This window comes from Campylobacter gracilis (genome assembly GCF_001190745.1).
GTDB classification, from domain to species: Bacteria; Campylobacterota; Campylobacteria; order Campylobacterales; family Campylobacteraceae; genus Campylobacter_B; species Campylobacter_B gracilis.
Window position 1 is genome coordinate 1478672 of the sequence record NZ_CP012196.1, and the last position, 19203, is coordinate 1497874.

The following is a 19203-nucleotide window of genomic DNA, read 5'->3' on the forward strand; positions in this document are numbered from 1 at the left end:
ATTGAATTTTGGCTAATTAGTAGCTAAAACGCTATTTACCGAGGCAAAAATTGCTAAACATTTCGTCTAGAATTTCGTCTCGCTCAAATGGACGCGAAATACGTGCAATCGCCTCAATCGCGCGATTTATCTCAAATGCAAAAAGCTCAAGTTCGCCGCAAGCCAGGCGCTCGCTCGCATTTTTAAGAGCCGCAAGCGCGCTCTCGCAAGATAGAATTTGCCGCTCATTGCTTAGCATAAGACCATCGAAATTTTGAGAATTTAAGTAGCTCTCAAGCGCGGTTAAAATTTGATCCACGCCCTCGTTTGCAGAAATTTCAAGTGGCGTAAAAATGGAATTTGCCTGGGTATTTTGCCCAGCGGAATTTATTGCAGAGCTACTAGGCGCGATGGAATTTGAAGAATTTTGTTTGAAATCATCTTGAGTAAAATTCTCCGCAGCACAGCTTACAGTAGCGCGCTCAGTATTTAGCGACGCTAGTCCCGCTTTTGCGGCGGAATTCTGCCCCACCAGATTTATGGAATTCGCAAGAGCTGTTTGGCTTGTAGGCGCGGAATTTATGGAAGTAAAATTTTGCGCGCTTAAGTCATGCTTTAAATTTTTAGCTTTTAAATTCTGCGCGCAGGAATTTAAAGAAGCGTCGCAGGTCTGACTTTGCTTTAAATTTTCGGCTGCGAAATTCTCTGATATGGGATTTTTGACTGCGAAATTTTTTGCAGAAAAAGCCTCTAAATCATCGCCAAGATCCTCCGCGCTAGGATGAAATTTACGCAGCAAGTCGCATTTATTTAAAACGTAGATGATTTTTTTGCCTTTTTGTTCGCGCAGTATTTTTAGGATCTGCGCGTCCTCGGCGTCCCATTCGCGACTTGCGTCAAACACTGCCAAAATCACGTCTGCCTCGCTTGCAGCGCGAAGCGAATATGAAATGCCGATACTTTCGAGCTTTGAGCCGCTGTGTCTGATACCTGCAGTATCGACTATACGGATTAGATGAGTGCCTATTTGCAAGCTTTCTTCAATGAGATCGCGCGTAGTGCCCGCTTCGTCGCTCACGATAGCGCGACTAAAGCTCAGCATAGAATTTAAAATGCTTGATTTACCGACATTAGGCTTACCCACAATCGCTACTTTAAAGCCCTCGATTAGCCCTCTTCGGCTGCGGCTGATGCGAGTGATTTTTTCTAGAGAAGCGATATTTTGGCTAAGCATTTCTTGCGAGTTTTGCAGCACGTCAGAAGGCAGATCATCCTCCGCGTAGTCGATGCAAACCTCGACAAAAGCTAGCGTCTTAACCAGAGCCGCGCGCAGATTTGCGACGAAGTCTGCCAGCTCGCCGCGCAGGTTTCTAGCTAAAATTTTAGCCGCACTTTGTGAGCGAGAATTTATAAGATCGCTTATGGCTTCGGCTTTACTAAGATCCATTTTGCCATTTAAAAACGCTCGCTTACTAAACTCGCCCGGATTTGCTATGCGCGCACCCAGAGCCAGCACGGCATCTAACGCCAAGGATGAAGCCGTAAAGCCGCCGTGGGTCTGCACTTCTACGACATCCTCGCCGGTAAAGCTATGCGGAGCTTTAAAATATATCAAAATCGCCTCGCCGAACGCTTCACCGCTCGCGTCAAAAAGATTCACAAGCGTGGCATAGCGAGGGCGCAAAGAACTGCGATGTGAAAGGCTTAGAGCGATAGATAGCGCTTCCTCGCCTGAAATTCTAACTATGCAAATTCCGCCGATGCCGTGAGCCGTAGCGATAGCGGCGATAGTCTCGCTCACGATTAGCTTTTTTCGTCTACGATAACGATTTTGCCGCTACGCGTGGATTTGATGCCCACGAAACGATCCGGATATGCTTGTTTTAGCTTGTCGGCTACGATTTTGATAAATGCGCCATCAAAAGCCTTCGTGACGATACGCTCATTTCCGGAGCGTTCCACGAGCGCATTTACATAAGAATCGATAAATCGTTCTTGATTTTGTAAAAATTCTGCGATTTCAAAAACCACAGCAAGATCATATCTGATGCTGATCCAGTTGTAAATCATATACGAAAGTGCCTTGTAGCGGTGCCCCTCTTTGCCTATCAAAAGCGCGCTATCCTCGCCTTGCAGCTTGATATAGACGGTATTTTCGTCGATTTTGCTAACATCGCTAACTTCGATATTAAACTCGCTTGATCTAAAAAGCGCAGATAGCTTCTCTTTGATATCGGATAGAATTTCATCCGTCACAACGCCCTTTTGCTTTTCTTTGCGATGTTTAGAATGCGTGGCGCGAGGACTTTGAGACTCTGATTTGTCGCCCTGCTTTTTCTCTGCTTTGCCGGCTTTATTTTGCGGGGCGCTAAATTCCGGATTTTCGCTAAATTTCTCCCCTTCCAAAACCGCTTCTATTACGGCATTTTTTTTAAAAAAGCCCAAAAATCCGCCGCTTGGATGCTGCAGCACGCGCACGTTAAGCTGCGTTACCGAGCATCCTAGCTCAGCTGCTGCTTTATTATATGCGTCTTTTAAATTTTCTGCTTCAATTATCATGATTTTTTCTCCGCTATTTGAGCTTGTTTATGCCTAGCAAAGGCTTTATTAATGACGTATTGCTGGATAATGGAGCAGAAATTATTTACCGTCCAGTATAGCGTAAGACCCGCAGGAAACATCACAAAAAATACCGTAAAAATGAGCGGCAAGAATTTCATCATCTTCTCTTGCATCGGATCAGTAAACGTAGTCGGCGTAATCTTTTGCTGCAAAAACATCAAAATTCCCATCGTAATCGGCAGGATATAGTATGGATCTTTAAGCGATAGATCGTGGATCCAAAGCGCCCACTCCGCGCCCTTTAGCTCGATCGCATTAAGTAGCACGCGGTAGATCGCGAAAAATACCGGTATCTGAAGCAGGATCGGCAAGCAGCCGCCCATAGGGTTGGCGCCGTTTTTCTTATACAGATCCATCATATGCATCTGTAGCTTTTGCTTATCGTCCTTGTATTTCTCCTGAAGTTCCTTCATCTTAGGCGCCAGATCTTTTAGCTTATTCATCGACAGCATTCCCTTGTAACTTAGCGGGAATAAGATTAGGCGAATGATGAGCGTAAGCACTACGATCGACCAGCCCCAGTTGCCGATATAGCCGTGCAACCAGTTTAGAAATTTAAACATCGGGCGGGCGATGAAGGTAAACCAGCCATATTCGATAATGTGCGTAAGAGCAGGATTTATCGAGCTTAGCGTCGCGTGATCTTTCGCACCAATATAGCCCGTAAGACTAAGATCGCCGTCCGAGCCTATGAAAACCTGCGAAATTTTATCTGCGTCAGTCACGGTCGCATTCAGGCTCTCTCCGTAAAATAGCGTCGTATAATAGCGATCGGAGCTTGCAGCAATATTTGCACCGCTTATTCGCTCGTTTTTATCCACGTCGCCATCTTTAAAAATTTCTACGCTTTCGCTTATAGCTTGTGAGCCCGTAAAAAATGAAGCGATTTTATCTGAAATTCCAGCTTCGCCCGGTTTTCCAACGATGACGCCGTGAACCGTATAGCTATCTACTTCTACGTTCGGGCGCGAGCCGGGGCTGATAAAATAACGCGCATTGCCGCCCAACTTCAGATCCAATTTATAACTACCATTTGGATAAAAGGTAAGAATTTTATTTATGCTAACGGCGCCTAAACTTTGACTTAACGTAACGCTAGCCTCTCCGTTTCGTACGTCCAGCTCATTAGATGAAGCACTGTAGGGAGTATCGAAAGCCATCGCATTCAACGCCGCGTCCTCAAACCGCATCTCAAGCGGTTTAGAATGTGATTTAGGATCGATCAAATTTATCGCATCGCCGTTTTCGTTACGGAATTTAGCATCATTTAGCGCATACGAGCTTATGCGACCGAGCCCGTCGATCGTAAAATTTGCTTCTTTTCCGACTACGCGTACTAACGGCGCGGAGATGGAATTTGCGGTATTTAAATTTGCTCCCTGCGCGCTCACGCCAGCGGCGGAAGTTTGCGGAGCGGACTTGGCGGTATTTTTTTGCGCGATTTGCGCTGCGGTTGCGTTTGCCTCCATAGCAGCGCGAATTTTTGATAAATAAAAATGATCGTAAGCTACGAAAAATATGAGCGCAGTTGCTATTGCGATAGCAAGGCGCTTTGATTGAGGAAGTTTATCTAGCACTATTTTTCTCCTAGTCGTATGACGTAATATCTATTTTTTTTATATGGTATGAACCAAAGCTTAAATTTATCCGCAGAGGCATTGCTGCTGCGGATTTTAGAAAATACGCAAAATTTGAAATTTCGCGCGATTATCGGATAATCTATGCCACCGCTAAAGAGCGGATTGCATCTTAAAATTCTAGCCGTTACAGCGCAGAACGCGCCAAAGACGCTGTTAAACTTAAACTCATAAAGCGCGTATTCCGAACAGCTCGGATAGTAGCGGCAACAGCGCGGTAGCAAAGGCGAAATAAATTTTCGATAAAACCCGATCGCAGCTATAAAAAATCTCTTCATTTTACTGCGCCGATCTTTTTAAACGCCCATTTTAAATTTCGCTCGATGTCTTCAAAGCTCATATCTATAATTCGCTTTTTTGCGATTAATATAAAAATTCCGCTAACAATGGCATCTTTTTGATTATAAAACGCGGCGCGCAAACGTCTTTTAGCGTAATTTCGCGTAACTGAATTGCCTATTTTTTTACTGGCGACTGCGCTAAATTTACGCTGCTCGCTAGCCAAAAAATACACAACAGCGCATTCGCAATGCCACTTTGCCGCACTTTTATAAACCTCCGAAAAAACGCTGCTATCGCTTATCGCAGCAAATTCGCCTACGCAGCCAATCTTCTTCTGCCTTTAGCACGTCTTGCACTTAAAACTCTGCGGCCGTTTTTTGTTTTCATGCGAACGCGAAAGCCGTGAGTACGCTTTTTAGGGGTATTGTGGGGTTGGTACGTTCTTTTCATAACTGTTCCTTTAAGAAAATGTAAAGCGGAGATTTTATAGAAACTTTACTTAAAAACCGATAAACAAAAGTAGCCCTAGCGCCGATAAGCGTCGCCTTGCAGCTTTTTACGGCGCAGTTTTAAGTCCTGTTCATTTCTATTGTTTCGCTCCTTGATATCTTGCATCGGCTGTTTTTTCATCGAAAAATCATCGTGGTCGCCTGCGCCTTTTGATTCACGTTGCAAATTATTTTGCAGGCTTTGCCTATCTAGTTCATTTTTTTGACGATTTAGCAGAATTTCACTATGGTTTTTCTCAAATTCTGATTGTTTATCGTTCGCAACGTAAGCGCTGGCGCTAAGGCTTACTGCACCATCTTGCGCTCTTAGTGCCGTGCAATCAGCAAATATCGCACCGCAAAGCAGCCAAAATATCAAAGCCTTTTTCATTTCATTTGCGTTTAAATTTGCCTGCCATCGCGCGATAGATCGCTGCCTCGTTTTGAAGCGTCAAATATCTTTGATTTAGCTCGTTTATCTTGGCGTTTACGGCGTCGGTGCGGGCTTCTAGCATATCCTTCAGCTCGCTTGAGCCCGCTTCGTATTTCGCGGCGTAAAGATCGGCAATGCGCGCCTTTTCATCGTAAGCAGCGCTTAAATTTTTAAGGCTAGCCAGATTGATCTGATAAATTCTATATAAATTTAGCACCTCATTCGTAGCGTTAGAGAGCGTCTGTTCGTAATTTACGACGTTTTTGCGAAAAGCGATCTCTGAAATTTTAAGGCGGTTTTCAACCCTCGCATAATCCAAAAACGGCAGACTTATGCTTACGTTGCCACTTAAAAAATTTAGCTTGAAACTATCGTTAGCGCTCACACCTTGCCCGTTAGTAAGCCCTGCGCCTAAATTTACGCTAGGAAAGAAATTTAACTTAGCGGTCTGTTCGTCGTAAAAGCTGGAATTTAACCTAGCGATCGCAGCTCTAATGTCGGGACGGTTAGCAAGCGCCGTGTAAGGCACATTTAGATCAACGCCTTGGAATTCTATGGAATTTATCGAATCGGTGTTATCATCAAACTGCAAGCTGGAGGAGATGAGATTTCTCATATATTTATGATTATCCTCGATATTTTTTTGAATGCTTAAGACTTTGTTTTCAAGCCCTAGAATAGAATTTTGAATCTGCCTGTAATCAAGCTGTTCGGACTTGCCGTAATCGTATTTTGCCTTGATTATCTTTTCGATCTCTCGGTAATCGCTTAAATTCTGTTTTGTCCATTTTAGCGAATCGTTTAAATAAAGCATCTCGAAGTAGCCGCTTACGACAGAATTTATAAGAGTCAGGCGAGTATTTTCAAGGTCAAACTCACTAGCTTTGGCGTTCCAGCCCTCGGCATTTACCGCCGAGCGGATCTTGCCGAAAAGATCAAGCTCATAGCTTACGTTAAAACCAGAGCTATAGGTTTTGTTCCAGTTCGAGCCGGTGCTTATGTCACGATTAGCGCCCGCACTCCACGAGCTACTTAGCGTAGGAAAAAGATCAGCCCTGCTTAGCCCTAAATTTGCATAAGCACTCTCAACATTTAAAGCCGCTGTTTTTAGATCGTAGTTATTCGCAAGGGCTTGATCTACAAGCTTATTTAAGTATGATTCGCCATATTTTTTATACCACAGCGTATCTATTTCATAGCTTGCATTTTCGTCCTTGAAATGCTCTACAGGCTTAAATTCGACCTCACTTTGATTTGAGGCACAACCGCCGATAAAAACAGCTAAAACGCCGCTTAAAATTACTTTGGAATTTATCATTTTCTCTCCTTGTTTATTCTTGTGCTAAAGCATCTATCGGATTTAATCTGCTGGCGTTTCTTGCCGGCAGATAGCCGAAAACTATACCGATCGCGGACGACGCCGCAAAGGCGATCACGAAAGGCGCGGTAGTAAATTTCATCGCAAAATCCGGGCTTATGGTATTAAACGCAAATCCAAGCGCCAAAGCGATTAAAATTCCTAAAGCTCCGCCGAGCGAGCAAAGCAAGATCGCCTCTATCAAAAACTGCTGCAAGATATTGGATTGCTTCGCGCCGATTGCCATTCTGATGCCGATTTCGCGCGTGCGCTCGGTAACGCTTACGAGCATGATATTCATCACGCCGATGCCGCCGACGACGAGCGAAATCACCGCGATCGATGAGATCAAAATCGTCATCGTGCCCACGGTACTTTCGATGGTTTGTTTGATCGTGTCTGCATTCATAGTGTGAAAATCTCGCGAGCCGTGCCTTTGGATAAGCAACTGAGTTAGGCTCTCCTCGGCTACGTGTGTATCGACGTCATCTTTTATTTTGATGGTGATCGAGCCGATCTTTCGGTCGCCGCTGATTTTATTCATCACGGTCGAATACGGCGCGTAAATTCTTAAATTTTCGCTGCTTCCGAAAGCGTTTTTATCCTTGCCCGAAACGCCTATGATTTTAAGCGGCCTACCTAGGAATAGAATCGTCTTACCGATAGGATCTGTGTTTTTGAAAAAGGTTTTTTTGGTATTGGGATCGATGATGACGACGGAAGCGGAATTTTTAATATCGTCGTCGCTAAAATTTCTGCCCTCCTCTATATCTATGCCGTTAACGGCCAAAGAATTTACGCCACCGCCGCGCAGTTGGGCTTTGGAACTTAAATTTGCATAGGTTATCGTACCGCTTGCGTAAGAATTAGGCGTGGCGTAATCGACGTAGGGCTGGCGCGCCAAAACCTTCGAATCGCTTATAGTAAGGGTGCTTACAAAGCCCGCACGCACGTCGCCGAAATTTTTGCCGGGATAGATATTTATCGTATTGGTGCCGATAGCGCGGATCTGAGATATGATTCTTTCTTGCGAGCCGTTACCTAGGGCAACGACGCAGATAACAGACGCGATGCCGATGATGATACCTAGCATCGTCAAAATCGATCTTAGTTTATGCGAAAATATCGCGCTAATCGACATTTTAAAGCTTTCTATGAGCTGATCTTTGCAAAATATAAAGGAATTTTTAGTTTTGATCTGCTCTTTTTTGCGCTCAAAAACCCGTTCCGCCTTTCTTTTATCGCTTAAAATTTTGCCGTCTTTGATCTCGATGATACGATCCGCAAATTCCGCAATATGCGCATCATGCGTAACGATAATGATGGTATGTCCCTCTTTATGCAGCGCCGTTAAAATTTGCATCACCGTCTCGCCGCTTTTGCTATCAAGCGCGCCGGTAGGCTCGTCTGCCAAAATCACTTCGCCGCCGTTTATCAGAGCGCGGGCGATGCTTACGCGCTGCTGCTGCCCGCCGCTAAGTTTGCTCGGTAAATTTTTAGTGCGATCGCCAAGCTCCAGCTTATTCAAAAGCTCCACAGCTCTTTTCGTCCGTTCGCTCGCCCCTACGCCCGCATACACCGCAGGTAGCGAGACGTTTGCGATCGCGTCCATCGTAGCGATGAGATTATATTTTTGAAAGACAAAGCCGAATTTTTTACTTCTAAGCGCCGCAAGCTCGTCTCCGATTAAATTCGCGGTCTCGCGACCTTCGATCTTATAGCTTCCGCTGCTTGGCGTATCGATGCAGCCGATTATATTCATCAGCGTGGATTTTCCGCTTCCGGATTGCCCGATTATCGATATAAACTCGCCCGCTTCGATATTTAAACTTACGTCCTTTAGCACGTGGATTTCGTTATCGCCGAGAATGAATTTTTTGTTTATATCTTTAAGCTCTAGCATCTTTGTACCATAAAATTTTAACTAAAACACCATCGGAGGCCCGTCCATATTTAACGGCGCGGCTTTTCCGTCGGCGATAAGCACCTCATCTTTTTCATCCAAACCGCTTAAAATTTCAGTATTCAAATCGTCGCTGACGCCCGTTTTTACGTATCGCTGCTCAGGCTCTTTGCCGTTAAGCACCGTGACGTAATCGCCTTTCGCGTCGCGCTTGATAACCGAAGTAGGCAGGTAGCTCGTATTGTTCGCTTCGCTTACGATTATGTTGTTTTCGGTCGTCATTCCGATCTTTAAAAAATCGTTTTCGTTATCCACGAGCATCTTTGCGTAAAAATAGATCGCGCTGTCGCTGCTACTGGAGGATGAAGAGCCACTGGAAGTTTTATCGTAAGTCCCGTCGCTAAGCGTGGTAAGACCGGGATCGATCTTGTAAATTTTAGCCTTTTTGATATTATCCAGATCCGATAGTATGGAGTATTCTACGTCCATTCCGACCTTTACTTTGGATATATCGCCCTCGGCTATTTGCATCTTGATCTCCATCTTGCTCAGATCGGCGATCTTTACGATCGTAGGCGTAGTTTGGTTGGAATTTACCGTTTTGCCCTCCTCTACCGGCATGGAAACGATCGTGCCGCTTATCGGAGCCGTGATCTTGGTATAGCCGAAATTTGTCTCCGCCGTGCTTAGCTGAAGTTTGGTCTGCTCGATCTGCGCCTCGATTTGTTTCTGCTCAGCTTCCTTTAAAGCGGCGCTATTTTTAGCGTTTTCCACAGCCTCTTTGGAAGCGGCGTTTCTTTTATACAGCTCAAGCTCGCGGTTATACTGCGTTTTAGCGTTTGCCGCGGCGATCTTTGCGGAAGCCAAATTTGCCTCGTGGATCAGAAGCTGCGCCTTTTGCTGCGCGATCTCGTTTTCTTGCGTAACGGAATCGATCTGTGCGATCATATCGCCCTTTTGAACCTTATCGCCCACTTTGACGTAGAGCTTTTTGATCTGACCGCTTACCTGCGCGCCCACATCGACCAAATCCCTAGCGTAAACCTCTCCCGCAGCCGTCACCGTGCCTCTAATATCGCCCTTTTCAAGCCTTGTGGTGAGGGCTTTCGGTGCCTCTTCTTGCTTAAAAAATTTACCGTATAAAAAATATATCGCAATAAAGATAAGTACGATAGAGACGATAAATTTCAAGGTTTTTTTCATTTTGCCAACTTCAAATCAAATAAGGGCTAATTCTAATGTAAAAATATAAAATTTTAGTTAAATACTAAATTCTTTGCTCGCGCACGGCGTAAAATTTCATGATCTTTTTATGTAAAATTAGCGAAACATAAATCAACGCCGAGCCCGCAAGTAGGCGCGCCAGATCGGCATCCTTTTGCCAAAATACCAAATTTACGACGATCGCCGCGGGAATGAGCGCGTTATTCATAATCGCAAGCACGCCGCTATCGACTTCGCATGCGCCTTTGTTCCACAAAAAATACCCTAAAGCGCTTGCGACAGTTCCTAGATACATGATCACCGCGCCTTGCGAGAAGCTAGGATTAAATTTAGAAAAATCCCCGAGCACGATCGCGGCAATCGCCGTAACTGCGGCGGCCCCCACAAAAAAGTAGCCGAAAAGCTCCTTCTGCTCGCTAAAGCCGTGGCGCTCCAGCATAAATTTATACGCGCTCTGTCCGAGCCCGAAGCATAAATTTGCGCCTTGCACGAGCAAAAAGCCCGTCAAAAACTCAGAATTTATCGCGCCAAATTTGATCACCAAGGCACCTAGCACCGCGACAGCGACGCTGAAAAGGTATAACGCGCGAAATCTAAGCTTAAGCGCGTCGTAAAGCAACGTCACGTAAAACGGAGTAAATATCGTAAAAAGCGCGACTTCATAGACCTTCAAATACGCAAAGCTGCGATAGTAGAAGATATACATCACGCCGATCTGCACGGCGCCCACGGCGCAAATTTTAAGCGCCAGAGCGGGATTTATGCCACGAAATTTCATAAACGGCAGGAAGCAGATTAGCGCCAATGATACGCGCGAAAACGCCAAATACGCGCTGTCTATGCCGCGCAAAAACTCGCCTATCAGCGAGAAGCTAAACGCCCAAATACAAGTAACCAAAATCAGTTTTTTCAAAACGTCCGCCTAAGCTTTAAAATTTAGGCGGACATTTTATAAAATTTTAGTTAAATTTGGGATTTAAATTTCGTCCGCGCGGCATAAATTTAGGTTTTTATTTATTTTAAATGTGTTAAAATTATCCGATTTTTGAAATTTAAGGGTAAAAATGAACGACGTTTCGGTTATAGTTCTTGCCGCAGGACTCGGCACTCGGATGAAGTCGCAAAAAGCTAAAGTTCTTTTCGAGCTTTGCGGCGAGCCGATGATAATCCACATCCTAAAGAAAGCTTACGAAATTTCAAACGATGTGAGCGTGATTTTACACTATCAATTCGACGAGGTTAAAAGCGCGGTTCTAGCGCACTTTCCAAACGCTAAAATCTACAAACAAGACCACGAGCATTTCCCCGGCACTGCGGGCGGACTAAAAGAGGTCGAAATCCGCGGAGGCAAAACGCTCATAATCTGCGGCGATATGCCTTTGGTAAAAAGCGCTGAGCTTCGCAAACTCTGCGAGGGAGACGCGGAAGTAAATCTAAGCGTTTTTAGCGCGCGCGATCCGTTCGGATACGGCCGCGTAATTACCCGCGGCGGCGAAATTTTAAAGATCGTCGAGCAAAAGGACGCAAGCGAGGAAGAAAAGGCGGTAAAAGACGCAAACGCCGGCTGCTACTGCTTCAAAAGCGAGGCATTGAAACAAATTCTCCCGCAGATCAAACCCGATAACGCGCAAAAAGAATACTACCTCACAGACGCGATCAAAATCGCCAAAGATATGGGCTTAAAATGCGCCGCCGTGTGGGTGGACGAGCAAAGCTTCATGGGCATAAACGATAAGTTCGCCCTCAGCATCGCCGAAAATTTAATGCAAAACGAGATCAAAGAAAATTTGATGAAGCAAGGCGTTTTGATGCGCCTACCGCAAAGCATCTACATCGACAGCAGGGCGAAATTTATCGGCGAATGCGAGCTGCAAGAAAACGTAAGTATCGTCGGTCCTTGCGTGATCGAAAGCTCGCTCATCAAAAGCGGCTGCGTCATCGAAGATAGCGTCGTAAAAAACTCCGACATCGGCCCGATGGCACATCTGCGCCCAAAATGCGAAGTTATAGGCACTCATATCGGAAATTTCGTCGAGCTTAAAAACGCGAAAGTAAACAAGATCAAGGCGGGGCATTTAAGTTATCTCGGAGATTGCGAGATCGATGAGGGCAGCAATATCGGCTGCGGCACGATTACGTGCAACTACGACGGCAAGAAAAAATACAAAACGATAATCGGCAAAAACGTCTTCATCGGCTCGGACACGCAGCTAGTAGCGCCCGTGCAGGTAGCCGACGACGTTATAATCGCCGCGGGCACGACGGTTACGAGCGACGTTCCGAGCGGAGCTCTAGCGATCAGCCGAAGCAAACAAATCAACAAAGATGGGTTTTTCCATAAATTTTTTAGGAGCGAAGATGAGTAAGAAAAAGGTTTTACTGGCGGTTTGCGGGAGTATCAGTTTTTACAAAGCGTTTGAAATTTTATCCGCTCTGAAAAAGTCGAATTTCGACGTCTATGTCGCGCTTAGCGACGGCGTGCAGGAGTTTGTCAGCTACAAAGCATTCGAGGCGCTGTGCGATCACCCCGTGCTTTGCAAAGCCAACGAAAACTGGCAGGCTGGCATCAACCACATCGCTTATTCCAAGGTGGATTTAGTTTTGATAGCGCCTGCGACAGCAAATACGATAAACAAGCTCGCTTGGGGCGTCTGCGACAACGTATTTTTAGAGGTGCTAAACGCGGCTTTTGCCCACGCTAAGGTGGTTATCGCGCCGGCTGCAAACCCCGCGTTACTTGAAAACAATATCACAAAAAACTGCATCGATATGCTAAAAGCGAGCGTCAATGCGTATTTCGTCGATCCGATAGAAAAAACCCTAGCTTGCGGCGATACCGGCAAGGGCGGGCTAGCGAGCACCGAGGCGATCATGCAGACGCTAAAGCGCGCGCTTTATAACGATAAATTTTGGGAGGATAAAACCGTCATCATCACCGGAGGCGCGACGATCGAAAAGATCGACAGCGTGCGCGGTATTACGAATTTTTCTAGCGGCAAAACCTCCAAAGCGATTGCCGACGCGCTGTTTTATCTGGGCGCGGACGTGACGCTGATCTCTAGCAACGAGTATGAAAATTTACCGTACAAGCTCGTTAAATTTGAAAGCACCATCGGGCTAAAATCGGCGCTTGACAGCACAAAATTCCCCGACGGCGCATATTTGATAATGGCCGCTGCGGTAAGCGATTACTCGCCGAAGGTTCGATACAAAGATAAGGTGAAAAAAGCGGAGATCGGCGAAATTTGGAATTTGCGCTTGGGCGAAAACGAGGATCTTTTAAGCTCCGTGCGCGGAAATATTAAAAAAGTGGGCTTTAAACTCGAAACCGACCGCGAAAACGCCGTCGGCGAGGCCAAACGCATGCTTAATGAAAAGCATCTCGACGCCGTCTGCTTAAACGTGCTGGACGACATCATCAAGCTCGGCGGCGACGTACTTAAGGTCACCTTCATCACCAAAGAGGCTCAGGTCGTAATCGACACCGCGCCGAAGGACGAAGTCGCCCTAAAAATCGCGGCTCAGCTGAAAAAAATCTGATCCGTGAATAGCCTAAATCATCTAGCCCTTGTGATGGACGGCAACGGGCGCTGGGCGAAAAAGCGCGGTCTGCTGCGCACCGGCGGGCACGAAGCGGGCGCGGAGGTCGTGGAGCAGATCTGCGAGTTTTGCATCGACGAAGGCATCGCAAACCTCACGCTCTACGCCTTTAGCACCGAAAATTGGAAGCGCCCGAAAAGCGAAGTGGAATTTTTGATGAAGTTGCTGCAAAAATTCCTAATTTCACGCCGCGAAAAATTTATCCAAAACGGGATAAAATTCCATCCGATCGGCGACATATCGGCTTTTAGCGGCGATCTGCGAAGCGAGATCGAATATCTTTCAAATTTAACTCAAAACGGACGAGCGCTAAATTTTAACTTAGCGATCAACTACGGCTCGCGCGACGAGATCGTGCGAGCGTGCGAGCGGCTGCTTGCAAGCGGCGAGCGACTAAGCGAAGCGGGCATCGGCGCGCATCTGGATACAGCGCACAGCGGCGACGTGGATCTGCTGGTGCGTACGGGTGGCGAGCAGCGGCTGTCGAATTTCTTGCTCTGGCAGGCAAGCTACGCCGAGCTTGCATTTACGCCGACGCTGTGGCCTGATTTCACGCGCGAGGAGCTTGCGCGCATAGTGAGTGATTTCCGCCGCAAACAGCGCCGCTTCGGCGGTCTTTAAAATTTGGCGGCGCGGTCGCTCTGACGGCTGCTTTAAATTTTAAAATTTTAGTTTGCAGAACCGCCTGCGACGCGATAAATTTTAAAATTTTTTAGAATTTCAAAATTTCACGTAGTTTAAATTTAAATATTCAGCGCGCGAGCCGTGTTTGCGACGCGGTAAAATTTAAACGTGAACGGCTTTAAAAATCTCAGCATCCGTTCGCATAAAAACCGATAGAGAAGGACTTATGAGCTATTACATACAATGCGATTGCGGCAAAAAGCTTACCAAAAAGCCCATGAAAACTCTGAAATGCCCAAGATGCGGCAGCGTGTATAAAAAATCAAATAAATTTATCTATACCGTAAACGCTTGCTTATTTTTATTGATCACATTAGTGTTTATTATCGTACCTAAAGACACAGAAATTTTAACATCTTTGGCTTCTGCGATATTTATGTATGTCGTGGCTTGGTTGTTTTTAGATACTTTAAACGTTGATATTTTAGATGTAGCGATATTGGCTTGTGGATTTTTGATATTTAATTACCTTTCACAAATATTAAACGAGCCGCTAATCGCCGGGCTCATAGCCATTTTATTTTGCGTAGGCGCGGCGGCGATTTTCGTAAAATTTTTCCCTTATGAGAGGCAAAAAATCAATGAAAACTAAGAAATTTCTCGCTACCATAGAGCGTTTGATTAAATTTTAAAAAGTTAAAGCTTCAAAGGAAAAAGATGGATTTAAATATCGTTTACGGCGTGATTTTTGCGGTATTCGGCACCTGCGTAGGCTCGTTTTGCAACGTCCTGATCTACCGCTTGCCGCGCGGACAGAGCGTAAATTTCCCCGCTTCGCACTGCCCCAAATGCTCTCACGCTCTGAAATTTTACCACAACATCCCGCTGCTTTCGTGGCTCTTTTTGGGCGGCAAATGTGCCTTTTGCAAAACCAAAATTTCGATCCGCTACCCGATAGTTGAGCTTTTAGGCGGCGCGCTTGCGCTTGCGGCGTATTTCGGCGAGCCCGATCTTGCAAAAGCCGCAGTGCTCGGGCTTTGCTTTATCTTGCTTATGGCGCTTTCGGCGATCGATTTTGAATATAAAGCCGTACCTGAGAGCCTTCTTTATGTAGTTACGGCGCTTTCGCTTGCTTATACGCTGATGTATGATTTTGATCTTAGCGGCGTGGGCGCGGCGGCAGGATACGCGGCGATATTTTTCGTGCTGCGCTTCATCGTCACCTTCGTGCTAAAGCGCGAAGCGATGGGAAGCGCGGATATTTTTATCGCGGGCGTTATGGGGGCGATTTTGGGCTGGAAGCTGGGCGGCATCTCGATCTACATCGGCGCGATTTTGACGCTGCCTGCGTATCTTATCGCGCATAGAAAGGGCTACGAGCTGCCTTTCGTGCCGTTTTTATCGATGGGGCTACTTCTTACTTTTATTTTTAGAGATCAAATTTTAAGGCTCTTGGACGTCATTTATGGATAGGGTGCAGCGCTATTTATTTAGCAACTTCGTCGGTTCCTTCGCGTCGCTTTTCAGCACGCTTTTTATCATAATGTCGATCGTCTTTTTCCTTCAGATCGCGCGCATTACGTCGTTTATCGAGATAAATTTTTCAGAACTAGTCAAGCTCTATCTTTTCATGCTGCCGCGCATCCTCATATTTACGGTGCCGATCGCGTTTTTTGTAGCGCTTAGCATCTCGCTTTTTAGGCTATCTAAAGAGAACGAAACCATCGTCATCTTCACCATCGGCTACGCCACGCGCAAGATCGTGCTGTTTTTTGGCATAAGCGCCGCGCTGTGCTCATTGGCGCTACTTTTTGTCTCGCTTTTTATGATGCCGATAGCTGAAAATTTAAAGGACAATTTCATCGATTACAAAAAGATTAGCGCGACGCTAAATATCAAATCCAACGAATTCGGGCAGAAATTCTCCGACTGGCTCGTTTTTATCGATTCGCAGGAAAACAACGGCACAAGCACCCTGTATAAGGATCTGGTGCTGTATAATCCAGGTGGCTCGCAGGATCACGAGCGGATGATCGTAGCGCGCAGCGGCGAGTTTAAAAACGAAAACGCGAGCTTTTCCGCGATGCTGCACGACGGCAAAATTTACACGATGGGCGGCGATCAGTGGCACGTAAGCGAGTTTGAAAGCCTAACTCTGCGCACGCAAAGCGACCGCAATATCCGCGGCGGAGGCGGCGTGATCGGATACTGGAGCGAGATGGGCGGCAGCGAAAAGCGCAGGAAAGAATTTAGCATCTACACCCTCGTCTCGCTCTTTCCGCTGGCGAGCTTTCTGTTTGCGCTAAGCCTCGGCATCGTAACCTATCGCTACGAAAAGGGCTTTGTTTACGCGGGGATCTTCGGCGTGCTTTTTAGCTACTTCGCGCTGATCATGCTGCTCTCCAAACATCCGAGCATCGCGCTTCCAGTGACATTTGGCGTTACGCTTATCGCATCGCTGCTTTACTACAGGATCAAAATTGCCCCGAGGTACTGAAAAAAGCTCCGAGCTCTGCGGCGGCAAAATTTTAAACAAAAGCTCGTCCGCTCGAAATTTAGCGGATAAAATTTCGGCGAGCAAGGCTAGCGCCTCTGAAATTTTGAGTGGCATAAATTTAGAACACGAAGCGCAAAACGGCGAGCAAGTCTTTGTTTCAAAAGATGAGCTTTCAAATTTTAAAAATTCCGCTCTCGCAAGCTCGGCAAGTGATACGGCTACCTATACTGCGCTCGATTGCGGTTTGAATCACGAAAGCGCCAAACAAAGCTCTAGCGCCGTTCGCACTAAAAAGACCGCGCGGGGGGCGGATTTAAATTCCACTTGCAAAAATTATACGGACGCAGCCGCTTCGGATATTTGCGCGGCAAACGCTGCGAGAGCTAATGTGGCAAGCGGCGACGCTTTAAAAATCTATATGTCGCCCGTCGCCAAATTTTACACTACCTGTCCCGCGTCCGCCCGCACCGAAAACTCCCGCAAAGCAAACGCCGCCCACAAAGCGGACGCCCCCGCAAACACGCCAGCAAACGCGTCCGAACTCAAAAATATTATCAAAAGCGCGTCCACAAACGACTTCGCAGCGAGCGAGCTTGCGCACATCAGCAAAATAAGTGCCACGCCAAATACCCCCGCAGATGCGTGCGCATATGCCACGAGCGCGAACTCCGAGCGCGTAAAGCTCAAGCTCATCTATTCCTACGACGGCTCGAAATTTAGCGGCTCGCAGTCTCAGCCTCACGGGCGCGGCGTCGAGGACGTGCTGCGCACGGCTTTGGGGCGAGTGGGGATCTTTGCGCCGCTCATCAGCAGCTCGCGCACCGATAAAGGGGTACATGCGCTGCGCCAGGTAAGCTGCGTCGAATGCACCGTGCATTGGGAGCTGCCGCGCCTAAAAGAGCTCATCAATCGCCACTGCGCGCCCTATATTTTTGTGCAACACATCAGCCCGGTGCCGCGCGATTTTCATCCGCGTTACGACGCCGTGGCGCGCTCCTATCGCTACGTTTTAAACCATGAACGCCCCAGCCCCTTTCTTAGCGATTTTTGCGTGTTTTATCCGCGCGTAGATCTTGCCGCGCTCAATGCTGCGCTTGCAAATTTCATCGGCGAGCACGATTTTAGAGAGTTTATGAAAAGCGGCAGCGACATAAAAAGCCCCGTGCGCAAACTCTACGTCGCGCGCGCCTACTCTTTTAGAAATTTAACCTTGATAAATTTTAAAGCCAATGGATTTTTGCGAGCACAGGTGCGGCTTATGGTCGCAAACGCCCTAAAATCCGTGCAAAGCGGGCGCAAGATCAGCTTCTCGCGAGCGCTTAGCAGAATCCCCTTTCCGCCGAACGGGCTGTATCTTAGCAGCGTGAGTTATTAAGGCTTTAAATTTATAGCGTTAAATTTTATCTCCAGACGTTTGGATTTCAGGCTTAGAATTTTATCGCGGTAAAATTCCGCATATCAGAGCAGATCGCCGAGCTACTTTAGATATTAATCACCTGCGCCGCAATGTGTAAAATCGTAAATTTGCGCGGAATTCGATCTATTTTTATTAGAATTTTATAGAAATTTAGCAATACTTTCAAACTTTTAACTCAAAAAGGAGCAAAGATGAAAAAATTTTCTGTTGCTTTGGCCGGTTTGGCCTTACTAGCTAGCGTTTCAGGCGCTAAGGAGTTCATCAATATCGGCACCGGCGGTATGACCGGCACCTATTATCCGGTAGGCGGCGCGATTTGCCGCTTGGTAAATATGGATAAAAATATGAAATGCTCCGTGCAATCGACGGGCGGCTCGACGTATAACGTCAATAACGTGCTTAAAAAAGAGCTAAATTTCGGCTTCGTTCAAAGCGATGTCGTCTATGATAAATACAACGGTACGGGCAAATTTCAAGGCGCGGCGGATAAAAATTTACGCTCCGTAATTTCGATCTATCCGGAGCTTTTGGCTTTCGTCGTCTCTAAAGAGAGCGGCATCAAAGCCTACGGCGACGCTGCGGGCAAAAAGATCAATATCGGAAACCCAGGCAGCGGCAACGAGCTAACCAGCACGATAGTTTTTGAAAACTACGACTTCGATCTCAAAAAGCTCGCCCAACACGGCGTTTTAACCGCGCAAGAATGCCCTATGGCGCTAAAAGATAAGAAAATCGATGGATACTTCTACGTCGTAGGACATCCAACCGCAAATATCACCGATGCGGCGACTTCGCTTCCTATCGACTTAGTCGGCATCGATGATGAGCATATCAAAAAAATTCTAGAAAAATATCCGTATTTTGCCAAAGGCGTGATCCCTGCAAAAATGTATGACGGCGTAGATCACGATACGCAGACTATCGGCGTAAAGGCTGTGCTCGTAACCGACGCTAGCCAAAGCGACGAGGCGGTTAGAGCGGTAGTTAAGGCAATACTTGATAATTTCGACGAGTATAAAAAGCTACATCCTGCGCTAAATTTAGTGAGCAAAGAATCTCTTTTAGAGGGACTTAGCGCGCCGCTTCATCCTGCGGCAGAGGCGGTGTATAAAGAAGCCGGGTTGTTGAAATAGGCTAGTT

The 19203-nt window shown here is 46.5% G+C and carries 19 protein-coding genes; 8 read left to right on the plus strand and 11 right to left on the minus strand.

Annotated elements, in window-relative coordinates; translation table 11 throughout:
- Positions 1-31 precede the first annotated feature (31 nt).
- The 11 genes from mnmE to CGRAC_RS07370 form a co-directional block, all read right to left on the minus strand.
- Positions 32-1780, minus strand: coding sequence for a tRNA uridine-5-carboxymethylaminomethyl(34) synthesis GTPase MnmE (gene mnmE, locus CGRAC_RS07325; RefSeq protein ID WP_005873218.1), 1749 nt, complete (start codon positions 1778-1780; stop codon positions 32-34).
- 2 nt (positions 1781-1782) lie between these two features.
- Positions 1783-2538, minus strand: coding sequence for a Jag N-terminal domain-containing protein (locus tag CGRAC_RS07330; RefSeq protein ID WP_005873219.1), 756 nt, complete (start codon positions 2536-2538; stop codon positions 1783-1785).
- Positions 2535-4178 carry a membrane protein insertase YidC gene (yidC, locus tag CGRAC_RS07335; protein ID WP_005873220.1) on the minus strand — a complete coding sequence of 548 codons (1644 nt, stop codon included), beginning with the start codon at positions 4176-4178 and terminating at the stop codon, positions 2535-2537. The genes CGRAC_RS07330 and yidC overlap by 4 nt, the downstream gene beginning before the upstream one ends.
- A complete protein-coding gene (yidD, locus tag CGRAC_RS07340; protein WP_005873221.1) occupies positions 4178-4516 on the minus strand; it encodes a membrane protein insertion efficiency factor YidD in 339 nt (112 codons plus the stop codon). The genes yidC and yidD overlap by 1 nt, the downstream gene beginning before the upstream one ends.
- Positions 4513-4848 (minus strand): ribonuclease P protein component, encoded by a 336-nt coding sequence (rnpA, locus tag CGRAC_RS07345; protein WP_040304477.1) that lies wholly within the window; start codon positions 4846-4848, stop codon positions 4513-4515. Before rnpA ends, yidD begins: the two co-directional genes overlap by 4 nt.
- Positions 4836-4970: a 50S ribosomal protein L34 gene (gene rpmH / locus CGRAC_RS11565; protein ID WP_005873223.1), complete on the minus strand. Its 135-nt coding sequence runs from the start codon at positions 4968-4970 to the stop codon at positions 4836-4838. Before rpmH ends, rnpA begins: the two co-directional genes overlap by 13 nt.
- A gap of 75 nt (positions 4971-5045) precedes the next feature.
- On the minus strand, positions 5046-5399 hold the full coding sequence (locus CGRAC_RS07350) for a hypothetical protein (RefSeq protein ID WP_005873224.1): 354 nt from the start codon (positions 5397-5399) through the stop codon (positions 5046-5048).
- Between the two features lies 1 nt (position 5400).
- Entirely contained in the window at positions 5401-6759 is a 1359-nt protein-coding gene (locus tag CGRAC_RS07355; protein WP_005873225.1) for an efflux transporter outer membrane subunit, read from the minus strand.
- Between the two features lie 13 nt (positions 6760-6772).
- The gene (locus tag CGRAC_RS07360; RefSeq protein ID WP_005873226.1) at positions 6773-8701 is read right to left on the minus strand and encodes a MacB family efflux pump subunit; all 1929 of its coding nucleotides are present in this window, start codon (positions 8699-8701) and stop codon (positions 6773-6775) included.
- A gap of 21 nt (positions 8702-8722) precedes the next feature.
- The gene (locus CGRAC_RS07365) at positions 8723-9904 is read right to left on the minus strand and encodes an efflux RND transporter periplasmic adaptor subunit (RefSeq protein WP_005873227.1); all 1182 of its coding nucleotides are present in this window, start codon (positions 9902-9904) and stop codon (positions 8723-8725) included.
- A gap of 64 nt (positions 9905-9968) precedes the next feature.
- A complete protein-coding gene (locus CGRAC_RS07370; protein ID WP_005873228.1) occupies positions 9969-10838 on the minus strand; it encodes an EamA family transporter in 870 nt (289 codons plus the stop codon).
- A gap of 151 nt (positions 10839-10989) precedes the next feature.
- Here CGRAC_RS07370 and glmU point away from each other — a divergent pair, with 151 nt between their 5' ends.
- The 8 genes from glmU (at position 10990) to CGRAC_RS07410 (ending at position 19196) form a co-directional block, all read left to right on the plus strand.
- Entirely contained in the window at positions 10990-12291 is a 1302-nt protein-coding gene (gene glmU, locus CGRAC_RS07375) for a bifunctional UDP-N-acetylglucosamine diphosphorylase/glucosamine-1-phosphate N-acetyltransferase GlmU (RefSeq protein WP_005873230.1), read from the plus strand.
- Positions 12284-13465, plus strand: coding sequence for a bifunctional phosphopantothenoylcysteine decarboxylase/phosphopantothenate--cysteine ligase CoaBC (gene coaBC, locus CGRAC_RS07380; RefSeq protein ID WP_005873231.1), 1182 nt, complete (start codon positions 12284-12286; stop codon positions 13463-13465). Before glmU ends, coaBC begins: the two co-directional genes overlap by 8 nt.
- 3 nt (positions 13466-13468) lie before the next feature.
- Positions 13469-14146 carry a polyprenyl diphosphate synthase gene (gene uppS / locus CGRAC_RS07385; RefSeq protein WP_005873232.1) on the plus strand — a complete coding sequence of 226 codons (678 nt, stop codon included), beginning with the start codon at positions 13469-13471 and terminating at the stop codon, positions 14144-14146.
- A gap of 229 nt (positions 14147-14375) precedes the next feature.
- Complete coding sequence (locus CGRAC_RS07390) at positions 14376-14801, plus strand: hypothetical protein (RefSeq protein ID WP_005873233.1); 426 nt, start codon at positions 14376-14378, stop codon at positions 14799-14801.
- 65 nt (positions 14802-14866) lie between these two features.
- The gene (locus CGRAC_RS07395) at positions 14867-15622 is read left to right on the plus strand and encodes a prepilin peptidase (RefSeq protein WP_005873234.1); all 756 of its coding nucleotides are present in this window, start codon (positions 14867-14869) and stop codon (positions 15620-15622) included.
- Entirely contained in the window at positions 15615-16646 is a 1032-nt protein-coding gene (locus CGRAC_RS07400) for an LptF/LptG family permease (RefSeq protein WP_005873236.1), read from the plus strand. The genes CGRAC_RS07395 and CGRAC_RS07400 overlap by 8 nt, the downstream gene beginning before the upstream one ends.
- A gap of 691 nt (positions 16647-17337) precedes the next feature.
- Positions 17338-18021, plus strand: coding sequence for a tRNA pseudouridine(38-40) synthase TruA (gene truA, locus CGRAC_RS12855; protein ID WP_050346372.1), 684 nt, complete (start codon positions 17338-17340; stop codon positions 18019-18021).
- A 233-nt stretch (positions 18022-18254) separates the two neighbouring features.
- Positions 18255-19196, plus strand: a complete 942-nt coding sequence (locus CGRAC_RS07410) for a TAXI family TRAP transporter solute-binding subunit (RefSeq protein ID WP_005873238.1) — start codon at positions 18255-18257, stop codon at positions 19194-19196.
- Positions 19197-19203: the final 7 nt, after the last annotated feature.

Excerpts from the sequence above, each read along its gene's own strand:
- CGRAC_RS07355 (WP_005873225.1), bottom strand. The coding sequence starts at position 6,759 with ATGATAAATTCCAAAGTAATTTTAAGCGGCGTTTTAGCTGTTTTTATC.
- CGRAC_RS07410 (WP_005873238.1), top strand. The coding sequence starts at position 18,255 with ATGAAAAAATTTTCTGTTGCTTTGGCCGGTTTGGCCTTACTAGCTAGC.
- glmU (WP_005873230.1), top strand. The coding sequence starts at position 10,990 with ATGAACGACGTTTCGGTTATAGTTCTTGCCGCAGGACTCGGCACTCGG.
- CGRAC_RS07330 (WP_005873219.1), bottom strand. The coding sequence starts at position 2,538 with ATGATAATTGAAGCAGAAAATTTAAAAGACGCATATAATAAAGCAGCA.
- CGRAC_RS07365 (WP_005873227.1), bottom strand. The coding sequence starts at position 9,904 with ATGAAAAAAACCTTGAAATTTATCGTCTCTATCGTACTTATCTTTATT.
- CGRAC_RS07400 (WP_005873236.1), top strand. The coding sequence starts at position 15,615 with ATGGATAGGGTGCAGCGCTATTTATTTAGCAACTTCGTCGGTTCCTTC.
- CGRAC_RS07350 (WP_005873224.1), bottom strand. The coding sequence starts at position 5,399 with ATGAAAAAGGCTTTGATATTTTGGCTGCTTTGCGGTGCGATATTTGCT.
- CGRAC_RS07360 (WP_005873226.1), bottom strand. The coding sequence starts at position 8,701 with ATGCTAGAGCTTAAAGATATAAACAAAAAATTCATTCTCGGCGATAAC.
- rpmH (WP_005873223.1), bottom strand. The coding sequence starts at position 4,970 with ATGAAAAGAACGTACCAACCCCACAATACCCCTAAAAAGCGTACTCAC.
- CGRAC_RS07390 (WP_005873233.1), top strand. The coding sequence starts at position 14,376 with ATGAGCTATTACATACAATGCGATTGCGGCAAAAAGCTTACCAAAAAG.
- CGRAC_RS07395 (WP_005873234.1), top strand. The coding sequence starts at position 14,867 with ATGGATTTAAATATCGTTTACGGCGTGATTTTTGCGGTATTCGGCACC.
- coaBC (WP_005873231.1), top strand. The coding sequence starts at position 12,284 with ATGAGTAAGAAAAAGGTTTTACTGGCGGTTTGCGGGAGTATCAGTTTT.
- yidD (WP_005873221.1), bottom strand. The coding sequence starts at position 4,516 with ATGAAGAGATTTTTTATAGCTGCGATCGGGTTTTATCGAAAATTTATT.